General features: G+C 69.6%; 15 protein-coding genes and 1 pseudogene. 10 read left to right on the top strand and 6 right to left on the bottom strand.

The window, feature by feature from the left end; genetic code table 11:
• Positions 1-16: 16 nt before the first annotated feature.
• Positions 17-3,259: pseudogene (locus tag H5411_RS39385) on the bottom strand (AfsR/SARP family transcriptional regulator).
• On the opposite strand from H5411_RS39385, the gene H5411_RS39375 reads away from it, so the two are divergent.
• The 4 genes from H5411_RS39375 (at position 3,216) to H5411_RS39360 (ending at position 5,865) form a co-directional block, all read left to right on the top strand.
• A complete protein-coding gene (locus H5411_RS39375) occupies positions 3,216-3,851 on the top strand; it encodes a TetR/AcrR family transcriptional regulator (RefSeq protein ID WP_312878706.1) in 636 nt (211 codons plus the stop codon). The pseudogene H5411_RS39385 and the gene H5411_RS39375 overlap by 44 nt on opposite strands.
• Position 3,852: 1 nt before the next feature.
• Positions 3,853-4,149 carry a DUF6204 family protein gene (locus H5411_RS39370; protein WP_220818081.1) on the top strand — a complete coding sequence of 99 codons (297 nt, stop codon included), beginning with the start codon at positions 3,853-3,855 and terminating at the stop codon, positions 4,147-4,149.
• Between the two features lie 160 nt (positions 4,150-4,309).
• Positions 4,310-4,873, top strand: coding sequence for a hypothetical protein (locus tag H5411_RS39365; RefSeq protein ID WP_183126732.1), 564 nt, complete (start codon positions 4,310-4,312; stop codon positions 4,871-4,873).
• Positions 4,870-5,865 carry a hypothetical protein gene (locus H5411_RS39360; protein WP_183126731.1) on the top strand — a complete coding sequence of 332 codons (996 nt, stop codon included), beginning with the start codon at positions 4,870-4,872 and terminating at the stop codon, positions 5,863-5,865. Before H5411_RS39365 ends, H5411_RS39360 begins: the two co-directional genes overlap by 4 nt.
• On the opposite strand, the gene H5411_RS39355 is transcribed toward H5411_RS39360, so the two are convergent.
• Positions 5,862-6,383 carry a GNAT family N-acetyltransferase gene (locus tag H5411_RS39355; protein ID WP_183126730.1) on the bottom strand — a complete coding sequence of 174 codons (522 nt, stop codon included), beginning with the start codon at positions 6,381-6,383 and terminating at the stop codon, positions 5,862-5,864. The genes H5411_RS39360 and H5411_RS39355 overlap by 4 nt on opposite strands.
• Positions 6,384-6,425: 42 nt before the next feature.
• Between H5411_RS39355 and H5411_RS39350 the strand changes: the two genes are divergently transcribed.
• On the top strand, positions 6,426-6,983 hold the full coding sequence (locus H5411_RS39350) for a helix-turn-helix domain-containing protein (protein WP_101435530.1): 558 nt from the start codon (positions 6,426-6,428) through the stop codon (positions 6,981-6,983).
• Between the two features lie 42 nt (positions 6,984-7,025).
• Here the strand turns inward: H5411_RS39350 and ligD are convergent, their stop codons facing one another.
• The gene (ligD, locus tag H5411_RS39345; protein WP_183126729.1) at positions 7,026-8,615 is read right to left on the bottom strand and encodes a non-homologous end-joining DNA ligase; all 1,590 of its coding nucleotides are present in this window, start codon (positions 8,613-8,615) and stop codon (positions 7,026-7,028) included.
• A 15-nt stretch (positions 8,616-8,630) separates the two neighbouring features.
• Positions 8,631-9,107 carry a MarR family winged helix-turn-helix transcriptional regulator gene (locus H5411_RS39340; protein ID WP_101435528.1) on the bottom strand — a complete coding sequence of 159 codons (477 nt, stop codon included), beginning with the start codon at positions 9,105-9,107 and terminating at the stop codon, positions 8,631-8,633.
• 84 nt (positions 9,108-9,191) lie between these two features.
• Here H5411_RS39340 and H5411_RS39335 point away from each other — a divergent pair, with 84 nt between their 5' ends.
• Positions 9,192-9,827: an FMN-dependent NADH-azoreductase gene (locus tag H5411_RS39335; RefSeq protein WP_183126728.1), complete on the top strand. Its 636-nt coding sequence runs from the start codon at positions 9,192-9,194 to the stop codon at positions 9,825-9,827.
• Between the two features lie 294 nt (positions 9,828-10,121).
• Here H5411_RS39335 and H5411_RS39330 read toward each other — a convergent pair whose 3' ends face one another.
• A complete protein-coding gene (locus H5411_RS39330; RefSeq protein ID WP_101435526.1) occupies positions 10,122-10,655 on the bottom strand; it encodes a GNAT family N-acetyltransferase in 534 nt (177 codons plus the stop codon).
• Positions 10,656-10,765: 110 nt separating this feature from the next.
• Between H5411_RS39330 and H5411_RS39325 the strand changes: the two genes are divergently transcribed.
• Complete coding sequence (locus tag H5411_RS39325) at positions 10,766-11,122, top strand: ArsC/Spx/MgsR family protein (RefSeq protein WP_183126727.1); 357 nt, start codon at positions 10,766-10,768, stop codon at positions 11,120-11,122.
• On the opposite strand, the gene H5411_RS39320 is transcribed toward H5411_RS39325, so the two are convergent.
• Entirely contained in the window at positions 11,115-11,879 is a 765-nt protein-coding gene (locus H5411_RS39320; protein ID WP_183126726.1) for a sulfite exporter TauE/SafE family protein, read from the bottom strand. The two genes, H5411_RS39325 and H5411_RS39320, sit on opposite strands and share 8 nt — an antisense overlap.
• Positions 11,880-11,965: 86 nt before the next feature.
• On the opposite strand from H5411_RS39320, the gene H5411_RS39315 reads away from it, so the two are divergent.
• From H5411_RS39315 to H5411_RS39305, 3 genes are all read left to right on the top strand, one after another.
• On the top strand, positions 11,966-12,730 hold the full coding sequence (locus H5411_RS39315; protein ID WP_183126725.1) for an AraC family transcriptional regulator: 765 nt from the start codon (positions 11,966-11,968) through the stop codon (positions 12,728-12,730).
• A gap of 84 nt (positions 12,731-12,814) precedes the next feature.
• On the top strand, positions 12,815-13,504 hold the full coding sequence (locus tag H5411_RS39310) for an alpha/beta fold hydrolase (RefSeq protein ID WP_183126724.1): 690 nt from the start codon (positions 12,815-12,817) through the stop codon (positions 13,502-13,504).
• 263 nt (positions 13,505-13,767) lie between these two features.
• Positions 13,768-14,748 (top strand): hypothetical protein, encoded by a 981-nt coding sequence (locus tag H5411_RS39305; protein ID WP_183126723.1) that lies wholly within the window; start codon positions 13,768-13,770, stop codon positions 14,746-14,748.
• Positions 14,749-14,879 lie beyond the last annotated feature (131 nt).

The raw sequence follows: 14,879 nt of genomic DNA, 5'->3' as shown, positions 1-14,879 counted from the left end.
CCGGTTTCGGGGACGGTTAGCGGGAATGGCCGCGCTCGGGCGGGGCCGCATCGAGGACGTCGTAAGCGAGGGCGACCGGGTCGTCGACCCTGCCGGACCGCTGGGCCTGGACGGCGGCTTCAGCGGCCGTCGCGTCGGGGAGGGCCAGGTGAGGGCCGCCGCGGAGGCGGTCCGCGGCGGCCAGGAGGTCGGCGGCGGCGACCGGGCGGCCCAGCCGCAGCGCGTGGTCGGCGACGCCCACGAGGACGATCGTCAGATACAGCACCTCGCCCGATTCCGCAGCCAAGGCGAGTGCTTCACGACGGCGGTTCCGGGCCGCGGGCAGGTCGCCGGATTGGGCGTCCAGGTAGGCGTGCGAATGCTGGATCATCGCGCGGAACAACGGATGCGGCGAGGCGTCGCGCAGCAACGCTTCGGCGCGGTTCAGTTCTTGGCGGGCATCCGACAGGTCGCCGCGCCAGCGGGCCAGCTCAGCTTTCGTATGGGCCAGAAACGCGAGCACATCGGGGAACGGCACATTCCGCGCGTCGCGTTCGGCGGCGGCTACTGCGGCGGCTGCGGCAGCCTCGTCGCCGAGTTGCCAGAACAGGTGCGCTTGCCGTCCCCGGGCGAACAGAACGTCTTCGGCAGAACCGATTTCCGAGACGACTTGGATCGATTCCTCGTAGCAGGAAACGGCTTCCTCCAGTTCGCCGCGACGGCCGACGACCTCGGCAAGGCTGTTCAGCGCCAGCGACAGTCCCCAGCGCTCCCCGCTCAGCCGGAACAACCGGACGGCTTCGCGGACGTCGGCTTCCTGCGCCGCCGCATCGTGCCGGCGGTTCAGCTGCGACCGCGCCCGGTGCAGCCGGGCATGGGCACGCAACCACGGGTCCTCATCGGACAGCAAGTCGTCCAATGTGGACTCTATGGCGTGGTCTCCGGTTTGCGTGAACACCGGGAGGATGGACCGAAGCAAGGAATTCTTGCTGTCGCGGCTGAGTTCGAGCGCTTTGCGGCCGAGAGCGTCGGCGGTGGTTTCGGCGCTCATCCCGATGGTCAGCAGCAGCGCGGCCATCGCGTATCCCATCGCGCGCAGTTCGCGGTCCACCTCGCCGGGCAACGCGAGCGCCGCCTCGATCAGTTCCTGCGCCTCGGTTTTGTGCCCGGTCAGCATCCAGAACCACGCGCACGACGTCACCAGCCGCAGCGAGGTCGTGGCGTCGCCGGCGGCGATCGCGCCGCGCACCGCGGAGATCAGATTGCCGTGCTCGGCGGCGAAGCGCGCCAGCCATTCGATCTGCTCGGCCCGGCGCAGGTATTTGTCGCCGGTTTCGGCGAAGCTGGCGAACCACTCGGCGTGCGCTTGACGCAGCTTCTCGCGTTCGCCGGCCGCGGTGAGCTGTTCCAGTCCGTACGCCTTGATCGTCTCGAGCATCCGATACCGCGGCGCGGCATCGTCGGAGACGGTCAGTAGTGATTTGTCGACTAATGCGCTGATCAGCTCCGACGTGCCGCCGCAGACCGCTTCCGCCGCCCCTGCGGTCGCGCCGCCGGAGAACACCGACAACCGGCGCAGCAGCTGGCGTTCGTCCGGTTCCAGCAGGTCCCAGCTCCAGTCGACCACCGCGCGCAGCGTTCGGTGCCTCGGCAACGCGGTCCGGCTGCCCGCCGTGAGCAGGCGGAACCGATCGTCAAGCCGCGCGGCCAGCTGCGACACGGTCATCGACCGCAACCGGGCCGCGGCAAGCTCGACCGCCAGCGGCATCCCGTCGAGAGCCCGGCAGATCCGCACCACGTCGTCCACAGTGGACTCGTCGACGGTGAACCCTGGCCGCACCGCAGCGGCGCGGTCGGCCAGCAGCCGTACCGAAGCACACGACATCGCCTCGGCGGGCGTCGCGCCTTCCGCGGGCAACGGCAAGGGTTCGACCGGCCAGAGCGCTTCGCCGGTCAGGGCCAACGGTTCCCGGCTGGTCGCGAGAATGCGCAGCCGAGGGCATTCGCCGAGCAGGTATTCGGCCAGTTGCGCGGCGGCCTCGATGACGTGCTCGCAATTGTCGAGCACCAGCACCGCGTCCCGGTCGCGCAACGCTCTCGCCGCCCGCTCGCGCGGAGTGCCGCTGGCGAGCGATCCGGTGTACATCTGCTCGCGCAGGCCCAACGCGTCGAGCACGGCCTGCGGGACGTCCGTGCCGTTGGTGACCGGGGCCAGTTCGGCGAACCACACGCCGCCGCGTTCGGCCAGCAGATGCCGTCCGGTTTCCGTGGCCAGCCGGGTCTTCCCGGCCCCGCCGGGCCCGGTCAGCGTGGTGAGCCGGTACTCGCCGACCAGCTTGGCCACCCGCGTGACCTCGGCGTTCCGGCCGACGAAGCTGGTCAGCCCGGCCCGAAGGTTCGTGCGCGCTTCGTTCTCGTCGGCCACTGTCTCGCGGAGGATCTTGGTGTGCGCGGCCGACAGCTCGGGCGCCGGATCAGCACCCAGTTCGTCCGCGAGCGCCATGCGGATCCGGGCGAACACCTGCAGGGCGTCGGCCGGTCGTCCGGCAGCTTGCAGCGAGAGCATCAGCGAGGCGGCCAGCCGTTCGCGCAGCGGATGTTCGGCGAGCAGCTTCGACAGCTCTTCGACGAGCTCCGCGCCGTGGCCCAGCCGGAGCGCGGCTTCGGCCAACTACTCGGTGGCCGAAAGCCGCAGCTCGTTCAGCCGCGCGATGTGGCCTTGGAAGAACTGTGCGTCGGAGACGTCGCCGAGCGCCGGGCCGCGCCACAGATTGAGCGCCTCGCGCAGCAGCACGACGCGCTTCTCGTCGGGCGCTGTCCTCGCCGCGGTAACCAGTTCCTCAAATCGGGCCGCGTCCACGGTCGCCTCGGGCAGCCGGTAGCCGGACGGGGTGGAGTCGAGCCGCGTGCCCACCCGGCGAAGCCGCGAGACGAGCGCTTGCAGCGCGTTGGCCGTGGCCGGCGGACGCGTCCCCCAGACGGCGTCGACCAGTCGCCCGGACGGGACGACCCGGCCGGGCTCCAGCGCGAGGGCGCTCAGCAGCGTCCGCAATCGGGCACCGGTGATCTCGACTGCGGCACCGTCGTCGTTCCGGACCTCCAGCGGGCCCAGCAAGCCGATCCGCACCTGGTCGATGATGCCGCGCCGGCGGCCGTCCCGTCCTCCGGGATCTCCCCGATATCCAGGGCAGAAAATGGAGTCGACTCCAAGTTTGCGGTCTGCTTCACTTTCGGGGGTGGGACTTCGAGAGCGGAAGAAGCAGGAGACGGTGCGGCGCATCGCGGAAACCGCGATGCACATGTTCGTCGAGCGCGGATTCGAGGCGGTGACCATCGCCGAGGTGGCCGAGGCGGCCGACGTCGCGGTCAACACGGTCTACAACCACTTCCGCGTCAAGGAAGACCTGGTGCTGCCGCCGTCGGAGGCTTCCGCGGGACGGCTGGCCGAGATCGTGGCGGCGCGGGAACCGGGAGTGTCCGCGGCGCGTGCGGTGCTGGACCGCCTGCGCGACGAGATCCGGCAACGCTCGCGGACCGTCGGGCTGAGCCCGGGGTTCGGCCGGGTGCTGCCGATGATGCTGGCCGCCCCCACGCTCGCCGCGCGGCTGCGGGACCTCGGCGAACAGATGGTCGCCGAACTCGCCGAGCTGCTGACCGCGGAAACCGGTGCGGCGCCAGGGGATCCGGTGCCTGGACTGGTCGCCGCGCAGATCGGATGGGTGCACAGCCTGCTGTACGGCGAGATCGGCAAACGCACCGTCGCCGGCGAGCGGCCGGACGGCATCGCGGAGGCCGCGCTGACGCTCCTCGACGCGGTGGAGGGCCTGCTCAGCGAACAAGTACTGACTTATGCGACCCGGAAGGACGCCTGACATGGACGCGTTCCGCGTGCTCATCCGCGGCAAATTCGACCCCCTCGACGACGAGGCCAGGGCTCTGCTGGAGGCCAAGACCGACGTCGCCTTCACCGAGGAAGGCACGTTCACGCACGACGTCAACGCGACGGCGTTCACCTTCCGCTGCCAGGTTCCGGCCGGTCCGGACGACGACGAACGCGCGGCCAAGGACGGTGCGACCGCCGCGCTGGATGCGCACGGCCTGCCGTACCGGGACCTGAACTACGCGGTCACGGACTTGCGGGCGATCAAGATCCGGCGCAAGAGAGGCTAGCGACCTCCGCCAGCGTGGTCGCGACGATTCCGTGGCGGGAGCCGCTGCCGGGTTCGATGGCGAGGTCGTCGTCGGCCGGGACCTGCTGCGGCTCTGACTGGATCCGCCCGAAGTCGCGTCGGTCCCCGGGTTCGGTGCGCTTCGTACCTACAGTGGCCAGGTGACTACGCCTGCAGAGGACCAGCGCGACCACGTGATGGCGCGCGCGTCCGCGCTCCGCCGTGAGCTTCGTGCGGGTCTGGCGCAGCTGCCGGACCAGGCGGACGACGAACGCACGCGGACGCTCGACGCCTTGGTCGAGCGGGCGGAGGCGCTGCTGCGCACCGAGAAGGAAGTCGACGCCGCCGTCGAGCAGGTGCGGCTCGCCCGGCTGGAGGCGAAGCGCGGGAAGGCGCAGCGGACGACGCTGTACCTGGCGGTCGCGCCGGTCGCGGTCGGGATGGTGAGCGGGGCGATGATGCTGTTCGGCGCGCTGAACCCGATCTGGCTGCTGCTCGCGTTGCCGCTGCTTGGCGCTGGCCTGCGGATCGCGTTCGGGCCGCTCGGGCCGACGCCGTTGATGGTCAGCCGGCGGCAGCGTGCCGCGTACAGCGGGGCGCTGGCCGCGATCTTGACCGCGGTCGCGCTCATCGGCACTGGGCCGACCGCCCAGCCGATCGTGGTCATTCTGGCCGCTCTCGCCACGGTGGCGACCGCGGCGTTCCTGGTGCTGGAGGCGCGGTGACCTATTCCGAGTACTACCGCGACACCGAGTACTACCCGGCCGAGGAGGGGCCGGAGGTCGAGCACGACCCCGAACTGCTCGCCCTCACCGACACCGTCGGGGGTATGCAAGAGACCGTCGAGGATCTGGAAAACCGCACTGTCCGCGAGCTTTCCGAGCTGCGCGAGACCGTCGAGTCGTTCACCGAAACGCATTCCCGGCACGAAACCCGGCTCGACCACACCGCCCGGCAGCTCGAACGCCTCCGGCAGCGGTTGCTGGTGCTCGAACGCGCGGTGCGGGTGTCGGAGAAGGTGCCGGTGGTCGACCTCGACGACGTCGGCCCGCGGGTGCGGCAGCTCGCCGCGGAGGCGGAACGGCGGCACAGTCTGGCCGCGCAGCTGCTCACGCCGAGCCAGCGCCGACCGTACGAAGAGGACGTCGCGCGACTGCCGCAGGCGCGGAAAGCGTTGGCGGAGAGCGAAGAAGCGTTGATCGCGGTGCTGGAGGTGCTGGCGAAAGCGGAGCGGGGCACACCGGAACGGGACGACGCGGAGTCGCGACTGTCCGAAGTGGTCGCTCGGCGGCGTGGTGTGCTGGACCGTCAGTTGCCTGCCGCGCAACAGGACGCCGAAGCGGCACAACAGGTTCTGGCGGCGGACGAGGTGACGCGGACCCGGGTGCTGCCGCAGATCGAGAAGTGCGAGCGGGACTGGGAAGAGCTGCATTCCCGGCTGCGCGAGCGCATCACCGACGCGCTCGGGTCGAGCGCGCTGTTGCCGGTGTGGTTCACGCACGCGTTCGGGGTCGCGCCTCCGTCCGGTGCGGCGGGGGACAAGTGGATCCGCGCGGCGACGTCGGCGTTGGCGTACCGGGTGACGCACGGCGTGGTCGATCCGGCGTTGCCACTGGGGGAACCGCCGCCGTCGGACACCGACTGGACGGAACCGAAGTGGTCCTGGCGGGCCCGGCTGGAGCACGACATCGAGGAACTCGACCTCGGCGTGGACTAACGCGGTTCCTCCGGCACGTCGTCCGAAGCGGGTACGAGTTCTCGCTGCATCCAGGTGACGTCGCGCCACGCGCCGTGTTTCCAGCCGATCCGCCGCCAGGTTCCGATGAGCTCGAAGCCCATCGCCTGGTGCAGTCCGACGCTCGGTTCGTTCGGCTGGGTCATCCCGGCGACCGCCATCCGGAAGCCGCGTTCGGCCAGCCGGGCGAAAAGGGCTTCGTACAAGGCTTTTCCGCCACCTGCGCGGCGACGGTCCTGCGCCAGGTAGACGCTCACCTCGCAGGACCAGCGGTAAGCCGCGCGCTCCTTGTACGGGCTGCCGTATGCGTATCCGACGACCTCGCCGTCGATTTCCAGCACCAGCCACGCGTGCGACTTGGTCGCCCTCGCGATGCGGGCGGCCATTTCCGTCGGCGTGGGCGGTTCGGTCTCGAAGCTGATCGTGGTTTCCCGGACGTACGGCGCGTAGATCGCCGCGCACGCCTCAGCGTCCCGTTCTTCGGCAGGTCGGATCAACATGTGCACGATAGTAGACAAGAACCGCTGCTATAGTCGACCACTGTGACCGATCCCCTTTCCGTCTCGCTCGCCGCGGCGGTGCGCGAAGCCCGTCAGGACCGTGGGATGTCCGCTGGCGTGCTCGCCGAACGCTCCGGAGTTTCCCGCGCCATGATCGGGAAAATCGAACGCGGTGAGGCGCAGCCGACGGCCGTGCTGCTGAGCCGGCTCGCCACCGCGCTCGGGCTCACGCTGTCCGAACTCATCGCCCGCGCGGAGGGCGACGACCGCCGCCTCGCCCGTCGCGAGGACCAGCCGACGTGGCAGGACCCGGTCACCGGCTACGTGCGCCGCGCGGTCTCGCCGCCCGGCCACGGGGCCACCGAGCTGGTGGAAATCGACCTGCCGCCGGGCGCTAAAGCCGGATTCCCGGCCAGCTCCTACGCGTTCGCCGACCACCAGGTCTGGGTGCTGTCCGGCCAGCTGCGGTTCCACGAAGGCGAAGTCGTGCACGAACTCGCCGAGGGCGACTGCCTCCAACTGGGCCGCCCGGTCGACTGCGCGTACGAGAATCCCGGCATGCGGCCGTGCCGCTATCTGGTGGTGCTCACCAAACGCTGACTGGGACGCAGTTCGCGCCGAATTTGGCTGATTGCCGGGGTCTCACGACAGCTGCGGCAGGCGTTGGTGCACGTCGAGCAGTTGCGCGAAGGGATCTCCCACCTTCGCCACGCGATCGAGCACCGTCCGGATCGTCCACCGATCCGGAGTGAGGTCGGGGTCGTCGAGTTCGTCCCACTCCAGCGGGACGGACACCGGCGCCCCCGGCTTCGGGCGCACGCTGTACGGCGCGACAAGGGTTTTGTTCAGCACGTTCTGCGTGTAGTCGAGCCGAGCCAGTCCGCCGCGGCGATCCTTGTGCCACGCCCAGCTCACCAGGTCCGGCACGATCTTCCCGATCGACTTCGACACGGTTTCCGCCCACGCCCGGGTCTCCGCGTACGTGTACCGCGGCTCAACCGGCACCCAAATCTGGATACCGCGCTGTCCGGTGGTTTTCGGCCGTCCGATGAGCCCGAAGTGGTCCAGCGCGGTGCGGTGCAGCCGGGCGAGCGCGAGCACGTCGTCGAACGAGGTCTCCGAACCGGGGTCGATGTCGAACAGCAGCCAGGTCGGATGCTCGACGTCGGACGTGCGCGACGTCCAGGCGTGCAGCTCCAGCGCGGCGAAATTCGCCAGCCAGGCCAGATCCGCGACGCCGGAGGGCACGAGGTACTGCTGCGCGTCGTCACGGTCGGCCGCTTCGTAATGCCAGCGGTGCAGCCACTCCGGCGCGTGGTCGGGGACTTCCTTGTGCCAGAACCCGGGTTTGCCGATGCCGCCGGGGAACCGGTGGGTGTTGAGCGCGCGGCCGGCGAGGTAGGGCAGCATCGTCGGCGCGATCCGGGTGTAGTACTCGATCAGCTCCCGTTTGGTGATCGGCTCTTCGCCCTCGCGGCCGGGGAGCAACATCTTGTCGAGGTTGGTGACCTTCAACTGCCGACCGGCGACCGTCCACGTGCCCTGCTTGCCCAGCTCGTTCAGCGCGGCCAGTTCCTCCTCGGAGGCTGGCTTGAACACTGGATGCAGCGGCACTTCCGCTTCGGTCGCGGGCAGATCGCTTCGCCACAACGCAGGTGGGGCGGCCGCGATTTCGTCATTGGTGAGCCCGCTCTTGACTGACTTCGGATGGTCCTCGGCGTCCCAGCCCGGGGTGGCGTAGTCGTCCTGCTTGTGCAGCAGAAACCACTGCTTCCCGTCGTCGTCCTTCTTGGGATGGATCAGCACGAAGCGTCCGGCCAGCTTCTCGCCGTACAGATCGAAGTGCAGGTTCCCGTCCGCGAGTGCCTGCTCAGGATCGTCCGTGTCGACCGGCTCCCAGCGCCCGCGGTCCCACACGATCACGTCGCCGCCGCCGTACTCGCCGCGCGGGATCACGCCCTCGAAATCGGCGTACTCCAGCGGATGGTCCTCGACGTGCACGGCCATCCGCCGTGCCTTCGGATCGAGCGTCGGCCCCTTCGGCACCGCCCAGCTGACCAGCACCCCGCCCAGCTCGAGGCGGAAGTCGTAATGCTTCCGCCGCGCCCGATGCCGCTGCACGACGAAGCGGTAGCCAGGTTCCTTCGGGGCGTCCGCACCAGACGGCTCGTCGGTCTTCGCGAAGTTGCGCATGGCGCGGTACTTCGCCAACCGCTCGGCGGCGCCGTCCATTCGCTGCCCCTCCCGTCAGCAGGTCGGAGGTTCCTCCGTGCAAGCACTGCTGTCGACCGTTCCGGAAGCCGCCTGCACCAGCAAGTTGTAGAGCTGCTCGCGCTGGTTCGGATCGAGCGCCGCGAAGACCTCGTCCTCCACCGCCGCGAGCGCCGCCTCGGCGCGGGCCAGCTCCTTCGCGCCGCGCTCGGTCAGCACGACGACGTGCCGCCTGCGGTCCTCGGGCGACCGGTGCCGCTCGATCAGCTGGCCGGCCTCGAGGTCGTTGAGCAGGCCGACGACGTTGGTGCTGTCCATCTCGAGGATCTGCGCGAGGGACTGCTGGGTGCTGGACCCGCGGGTCTGGAGGACGGTCAGGGCGATCAAATGCCGAGGCCGCAGCCCGAACGGAGCGAGCACGCTCTCCGCGCGCAGCCGGATGCGGCGCGCGAAGTGCTCGAGCAACGCACCAGACCTGCGCGGAGCCTGGGCGACGAGCGGCAGCGGAGCCATGTGTCCAGTCTACGAGACAAGCCGGGTAGCTGCCGTGCTATAAATGGTTTGTCTTACACAAACTATCTATGGACGGTCATCGACATGGCACACCTGCTGCACCTCGACTCCAGCATCAACGGCGACCGCTCGGTGAGCCGCAAGCTCAGCGCCCGGGCAGCCCAGGCCTGGCTCGCCGCCCACCCGGACGGGACGGTGACCTGCCGAGATCTCGGCGCGAACCCGATCCCGCACCTGGATCCGCTGGCCTGGGAAGCCCGGATCCTCCCCGCGTCCGAGCACACCGCAGCCCACCGCGAAGCCGCGCGAATCGGCGAAGAACTCGCCGCGGAGGTACTGGCCGCGGACACCGTGCTGCTGGGCCTGCCGCTCTACAACTACGGCGCACCGAGCTCGGTGAAGGCCTGGGTGGACCGCCTGATCGCGTCCGCAGGCGACGACCCGTCAGTGCTGGGCGCAGGCCGGGAACTCCTGGTCGTGGCCAGCCGCGGCGGAGGCTACGGCGAAGGCACCCCCCGACACGGCTGGGACCACGCAGAAGGCTGGCTGCCGCACGGCCTTTCGCTGACCGGCCTGGAACCGCGCTTCATCACGGCGGAATTCACCATGGCAGACGTCAACCCCGCACTGGCGGAATTCCGCTCGCACGCCGAAGAAAGCCTGTCCGCAGCGGAACGAGAAATCGACGCCCTCTGGACCCCCGCAGGCGCCACCCGCTGACTCCCCGAACACGGCAAAGGGGCTTCTTGAGGACTCAGACACCCTCAAGAAGCCCCTTCCCGCTTCAACCCCTACGCAACCGCCACCGCCGCACTCAGCGCGACCAGGCAGCCAGCCCCCGCCCTGCACCCCGATACGAAGCCTCCCTGCGGTCTGAGGGTGGTTGTCAAGGCATCTTTCCCGCCTTGACAACCACCCTCAGACCGTCAGCACACTCGGGCTTCGGGGTGCCCCACGCGATCAGACAAGGCGCAATGTCGCCGCCAGGCGACGAGCCGCCGCCCGACGACGGCCTCAAACAACATCCCCCCGCCGAATCCGGTAAACCTGCAACCTCAGCTCGTAATACTTCGTAGTCTCCCCGACCCACTGCATCCCGATCCGCTCCGCGGTAGCGATCGCCCGGGAATTGCTGGGCCGCGCCACCGCGAACAACTCGTCGGTCCCGTCCTGCTGAAACGCCCACTCCACCAACGCCCGCGCGGCCTCGGTCGCGTACCCGTGTCCCCACTCCTCGGGCCGCAACTGCCAGCTCAGCTCCAAATCCTCGCGGTAGGGCGGCAGCAACCGGATCCCCAGCCCGCCGATGACCCGCCCGTCGGACCGAAGCTCGACGGCCCACCGTCCCCGGGGCGGAATCAGATTGGGCTGCGCCTCCTGCCACGCTTGCAACACCGACCGCATCGCCGCTTCGTCGGCGACCCGGTCCATCGCGGGCGTGAGCCAATGCGTGACATCGGAAGAGCCGTAGATCTGGTACGCGGCTTCGGCGTCGTCCGGCGTCCAGTCCCGGATCACGAGACGGTCGGTGGTCAGCGGCAGGGTCATGTACGAACGGTACGCCCGTTCCACCCGGTCGGGGCAGGTGATCCAGGACGCACCGAACGCTCTTGTCCGCCAAGGACTCCGCCCGATCCGGCGCGGGTTAAACTGCCCGGGTGGAGATCTGGGTGAACCCGCGTTGTTCCAAGTGCCGCTCGGCGGTGTCGCTGCTCGACGAGGCCGGCGCGGAGTACACCGTGCGCCGCTACCTGGAGGACCCGCCGACCGAGGCGGAACTCGTCGCGGTGCTCGACCGGCTTGGCCTCGACCCGTGGGACATCACCCGCACCGGCGAGAAAATCGCCGGTGAACTCGAGCTGAAATCCTGGTCCCGTACCCCGGAAGACCGTCCGCGGTGGATCGCCGCGCTCGCCGAGCACCCCGAGCTGATCCAGCGGCCGATCATCACCGCCGACGACGGCACCACCGTGGTCGCCCGCGACGAGGAGACCGTCCGGTCCGTGCTCAGCTGACCGCGACCGCGATCAGCGCCGCCGCCAGCAGCCCCACGTACGCGACGGCATGCACCTTGTCCGGCAACCGGTCGGCGACCCGTCGCACGAGCGCGATCGTCGGCAGTGAACCGGCCAGCAGCGCCACGCCCGCGATGGGATCGAGATACCCCGACGGTCCGCCGCCCGCCGTCGCGTACACCGCCGTCGCCACGACCGCGACCGGCACGCTGAGCGGGTTCGCCATCGCGGCCGCGTCCGCCATCGGAAGCCCCTTGCGGCGCAGCAACGGCACCGTCATGACGCTGCCGCCCACTCCGAGAAAGCTTGCCACCGCACCGATTCCGACGCCGCCCGCGGTCGTCGTGAACGTGCTCAGCGGCTTCGGTTCTCCTTGCGGCTTCAGGAATCCGCCGCGCGCCAGACTGTCCACAATGGTCACTGCCAGGTAGGTGATGAACAGGATCCGCAGCAATCGGTCTCCCGCATAGGTCGCGGCAATCGAACCCGCGATGGCGCCGATCGCGACGAACGCGGCGAGCGGCCAGACGTAATCGCGACGGAGACGTCCGGCCCGGGCTTGCACGACGGTCGCGCTGACCGCGTTCACCACCATCACCGCGGTGGACGTAGCGACGGCGACGTGCATCGCGTCGCCGCGATTCGTGACCGCTGCGACCACCGGCACGGTGACGAACCCGCCGCCGAAACCGAACAGCACGGTCGTGACGCCGCTGAGGCAGCCGAAAAGCAGAAGAGTCAGGATCGAGGTCAGCACTGGCCTCAAAGTAGATCGTCACGGATGCGGCTCGCATCCGAAGATTCGCCAGGTTCTTTCGAGTATCGGACACCTACCCTGGAGGCATGCGCAACGTTCCGTTGTCCGAGGTGGACGCCCTGCCGAGGGCCGTGCTCGCGATCAGCACGGACTATCCGCCGGACCACTTCCTGCCGCCGCATCGCCACCGTCGCGCGCAGTTCCTCTACGGTGCCACCGGTTCCATGCGCGTCGGAACTGCCGATGGAACCTGGACCGTCCCAACGCGGCGCGCGGTGCTGATCCCGCCGGAGACCGACCACAGCGTCGTGATGACGAACGTGACCACGCGCAGTCTCTACCTGGAACCGTCGGCCGTACCGTGGTTTCCGCGCCGCTGTCAGACTGTCGACGTCTCGCCTCTGCTGCGGGAATTGCTGCGGGAGGCCGTAGACGTCGCTCCCGAGTATCCCCGCCGCGGCCGCGATGCCACGCTGATTTCCCTTCTGCTGCACGAGATCTCCCGCTGCGTTCCGCTGCCGCTGGAACTCCCGTGGCCGCGGCACGAGGGCTTGCGCGCACTGTGTCAGTCCTTTTCGGACGCTCCCGATGTGCACGATCCGCCGTCTCGCTGGGCGGAGGAATTGCACGTCAGCGAGCGGACTCTGCATCGCCTCTTCCGTGCTGAAACGGGCTTGAGCTTCGCCCGCTGGCGCGAACGGGCCTGTGTGCTGCACGCGCTCCCGCTGCTGGCCGCGGACCTTCCGGTCGCCGAGGTCGCGGTCACGCTCGGATACGAAAGCCCCGCCGCCTTCACGACGATGTTCAGCCGCCTGCTCGGCGCCCCGCCCCGGGCCTATGGAGAACCATGACGCAGGTCTCATTGAGTACAACTTGATTGTGCACAACTTAGTTGTACTGTTAGCGGCGTTCGGAACTTTCTCTGAGGAGGACCCATGACTGCCACTGTCGTTCTGGTGCACGGCGCGTTCGCGGATTCGTCCAGCTGGAACGGGGAGATCGAGCGGCTGCGAGCCGCCGGGCACCGGGTGATCGCGGCGGCGAACCCGCTGCGCGGAGTCGCCGAGGACGCCGCCTCCGTGCGGTCTTTGCTGGACAGCATCGAGGGCCCGATCGTCCTGGTGGGTCACTCCTACGGCGGCTCGGTGATCTCGGCCGCCGCGGTGGGCCACCCCGGGGTGCGGGCGCTCGTCTACATCGCGGGTTTCCTTCCGGACGAGGGCGAAAGCGCCGGTGAGCTGGCCGGGAAGTTCCCTGGCGGGACGCTCGGGGAGACTTTGGAGCAGGTCGCTCTGTCGAGCGGTGTCGACCTGTACGTCCGGCAGGACCTGTTCCACCAGCAATTCGCGGCGGACGTCCCGGCCGCGCAGGCCGTTCTGATGGCGGCAGGTCAACGCCCGATCGCCGCGGCGGCCCTGGACGAGGCTTCGCCCGCACCGGCGTGGAAGGACTTGCCGGTGTACAGCCTGATTCCCACTGCGGACAAGAACATCCCGCCCGCGGCGCAGCGCTTCATGGCGGAACGCGCGGAGGCCGAGGTCGTCGAGGTGGCGGACGCGTCGCACGCGGTGCTGGTTTCGCAGCCGGAGGTGGTCGCGGAGCTGATCTTGCGCGCTGCTCGGTGAGGTTGGCGCGGTGAGGCCGGTCCGCGTCGCGCGTCTGGAGGCGCTGCGCGGACAGGGTGCGAGCACTGGGCGGGTGCGCCGCATCGGCGGGGGAGGCCCGGCAGGTCAGTGATCCTGGTTGCGCGGGCCGTGGTGATTGGCGTGGTCAGCGGCCTCGTTGTGCGGTTATCCGGGGACCGCTCGGTCCCGTGGTGCGGACTGGTCATGGCCGAGCCGGACTTTCACCGTTCGCCGAGTCGGTGCGGCAGTTACCATCGGCGGCCATGAGCACCTCAGGGGGTCCACAAGAGCAGCCTGGCACGTCGCAGGAGCCGGGCGCGGTCCCGCCGGGATGGCAGGCGCCTCCGGCGGGCGCCGGGGCGGGTTATCCGCAAGCCGGCGCTCAGCCGGGTTATCCGCAGCAGCCGGGGCAGCCGCCGCAGTACGGACAGCCCGCGCAGCAGTACCCGGGCCAGCCCGCGCCGGGCTCGTACCCGGGCCAGGCCGGGCAGCCGCAGCAGTACGCGGGGCAGCCTGCGCAGGGGCAGTACCTGGGACAACCGGCACAGCCGCAACCCGGCCAACCGCAATTCGGCCAGCCGCAACCGGGCCAGCCCCAGTTCGGCCAGCCGTACCCCGGCCAGCCCGCTTACCCCGGCCAGCAGGGTTATCCAGCACCACAGCCGGGCTATCCCGCCCAGCCGCAGCCGGGGGCCGGTTACGCCGCGCCGCCGCCCGGCCAGGCCTATCCGGCCCAGAACCAGCCACTCACCAAGCCCGGGCTCGGCGCCATCCCGGTGGCTCTCGGCGGCATTCTCGAGATCGTCGCCCTCTTCGTTCCCTGGGTCACGTTCACGCTGGGCTCCCAGACGGCCTCGGTCACCTTCATCGACGCCTTCGGCAAGATGACGTCCGGCTCCGACAGCTTCGCCGCGATGTACGTGCGGTTCCTCGCCTTCGTGCTGATCGCCGCGTCGCTGGGGGCCACCCTCCCGTGGGTGCTCGGCGCGCTGCGCACCAAGAAGTCCGCCTACTGGCTCAGCGGGATCCGCAGCCGCGAGCTGACGCCGCCGAACTTCTGGTGGTACCGCACCGTCTTCGCGGGGCGGGCCACCCTGATGCTGATCTTCCACATCGCCGGCATCGTCGCGATGTTCTCCGAGGACCTGTCGAAGATCGGCCTCGGCGCGTATCTGCTCGTCCTCGGCGGAGTGCTCGTGGTCGTCGGCGCGGCGATCGGGCCGAAGCTCACGGCTGCCCGCTGACGTCGCGGATGACCGGGTTCTGACAAATGTCATCGTGCGCTGATGCGCGGTGACACTACGGCCCGCTTGCCCGTCCGCCCACTATGGGACGGGCAAGCGGCGCCGGATCCACCGGGCCGGCTGATGGTCCG

Source organism: Amycolatopsis echigonensis (assembly GCF_014174495.1).
Classification (GTDB): Bacteria; Actinomycetota; Actinomycetes; order Mycobacteriales; family Pseudonocardiaceae; genus Amycolatopsis; species Amycolatopsis echigonensis.
The sequence above is the reverse complement of the archived record's forward strand: the minus strand, read 5'-3'. Positions and strand labels throughout refer to the sequence as shown.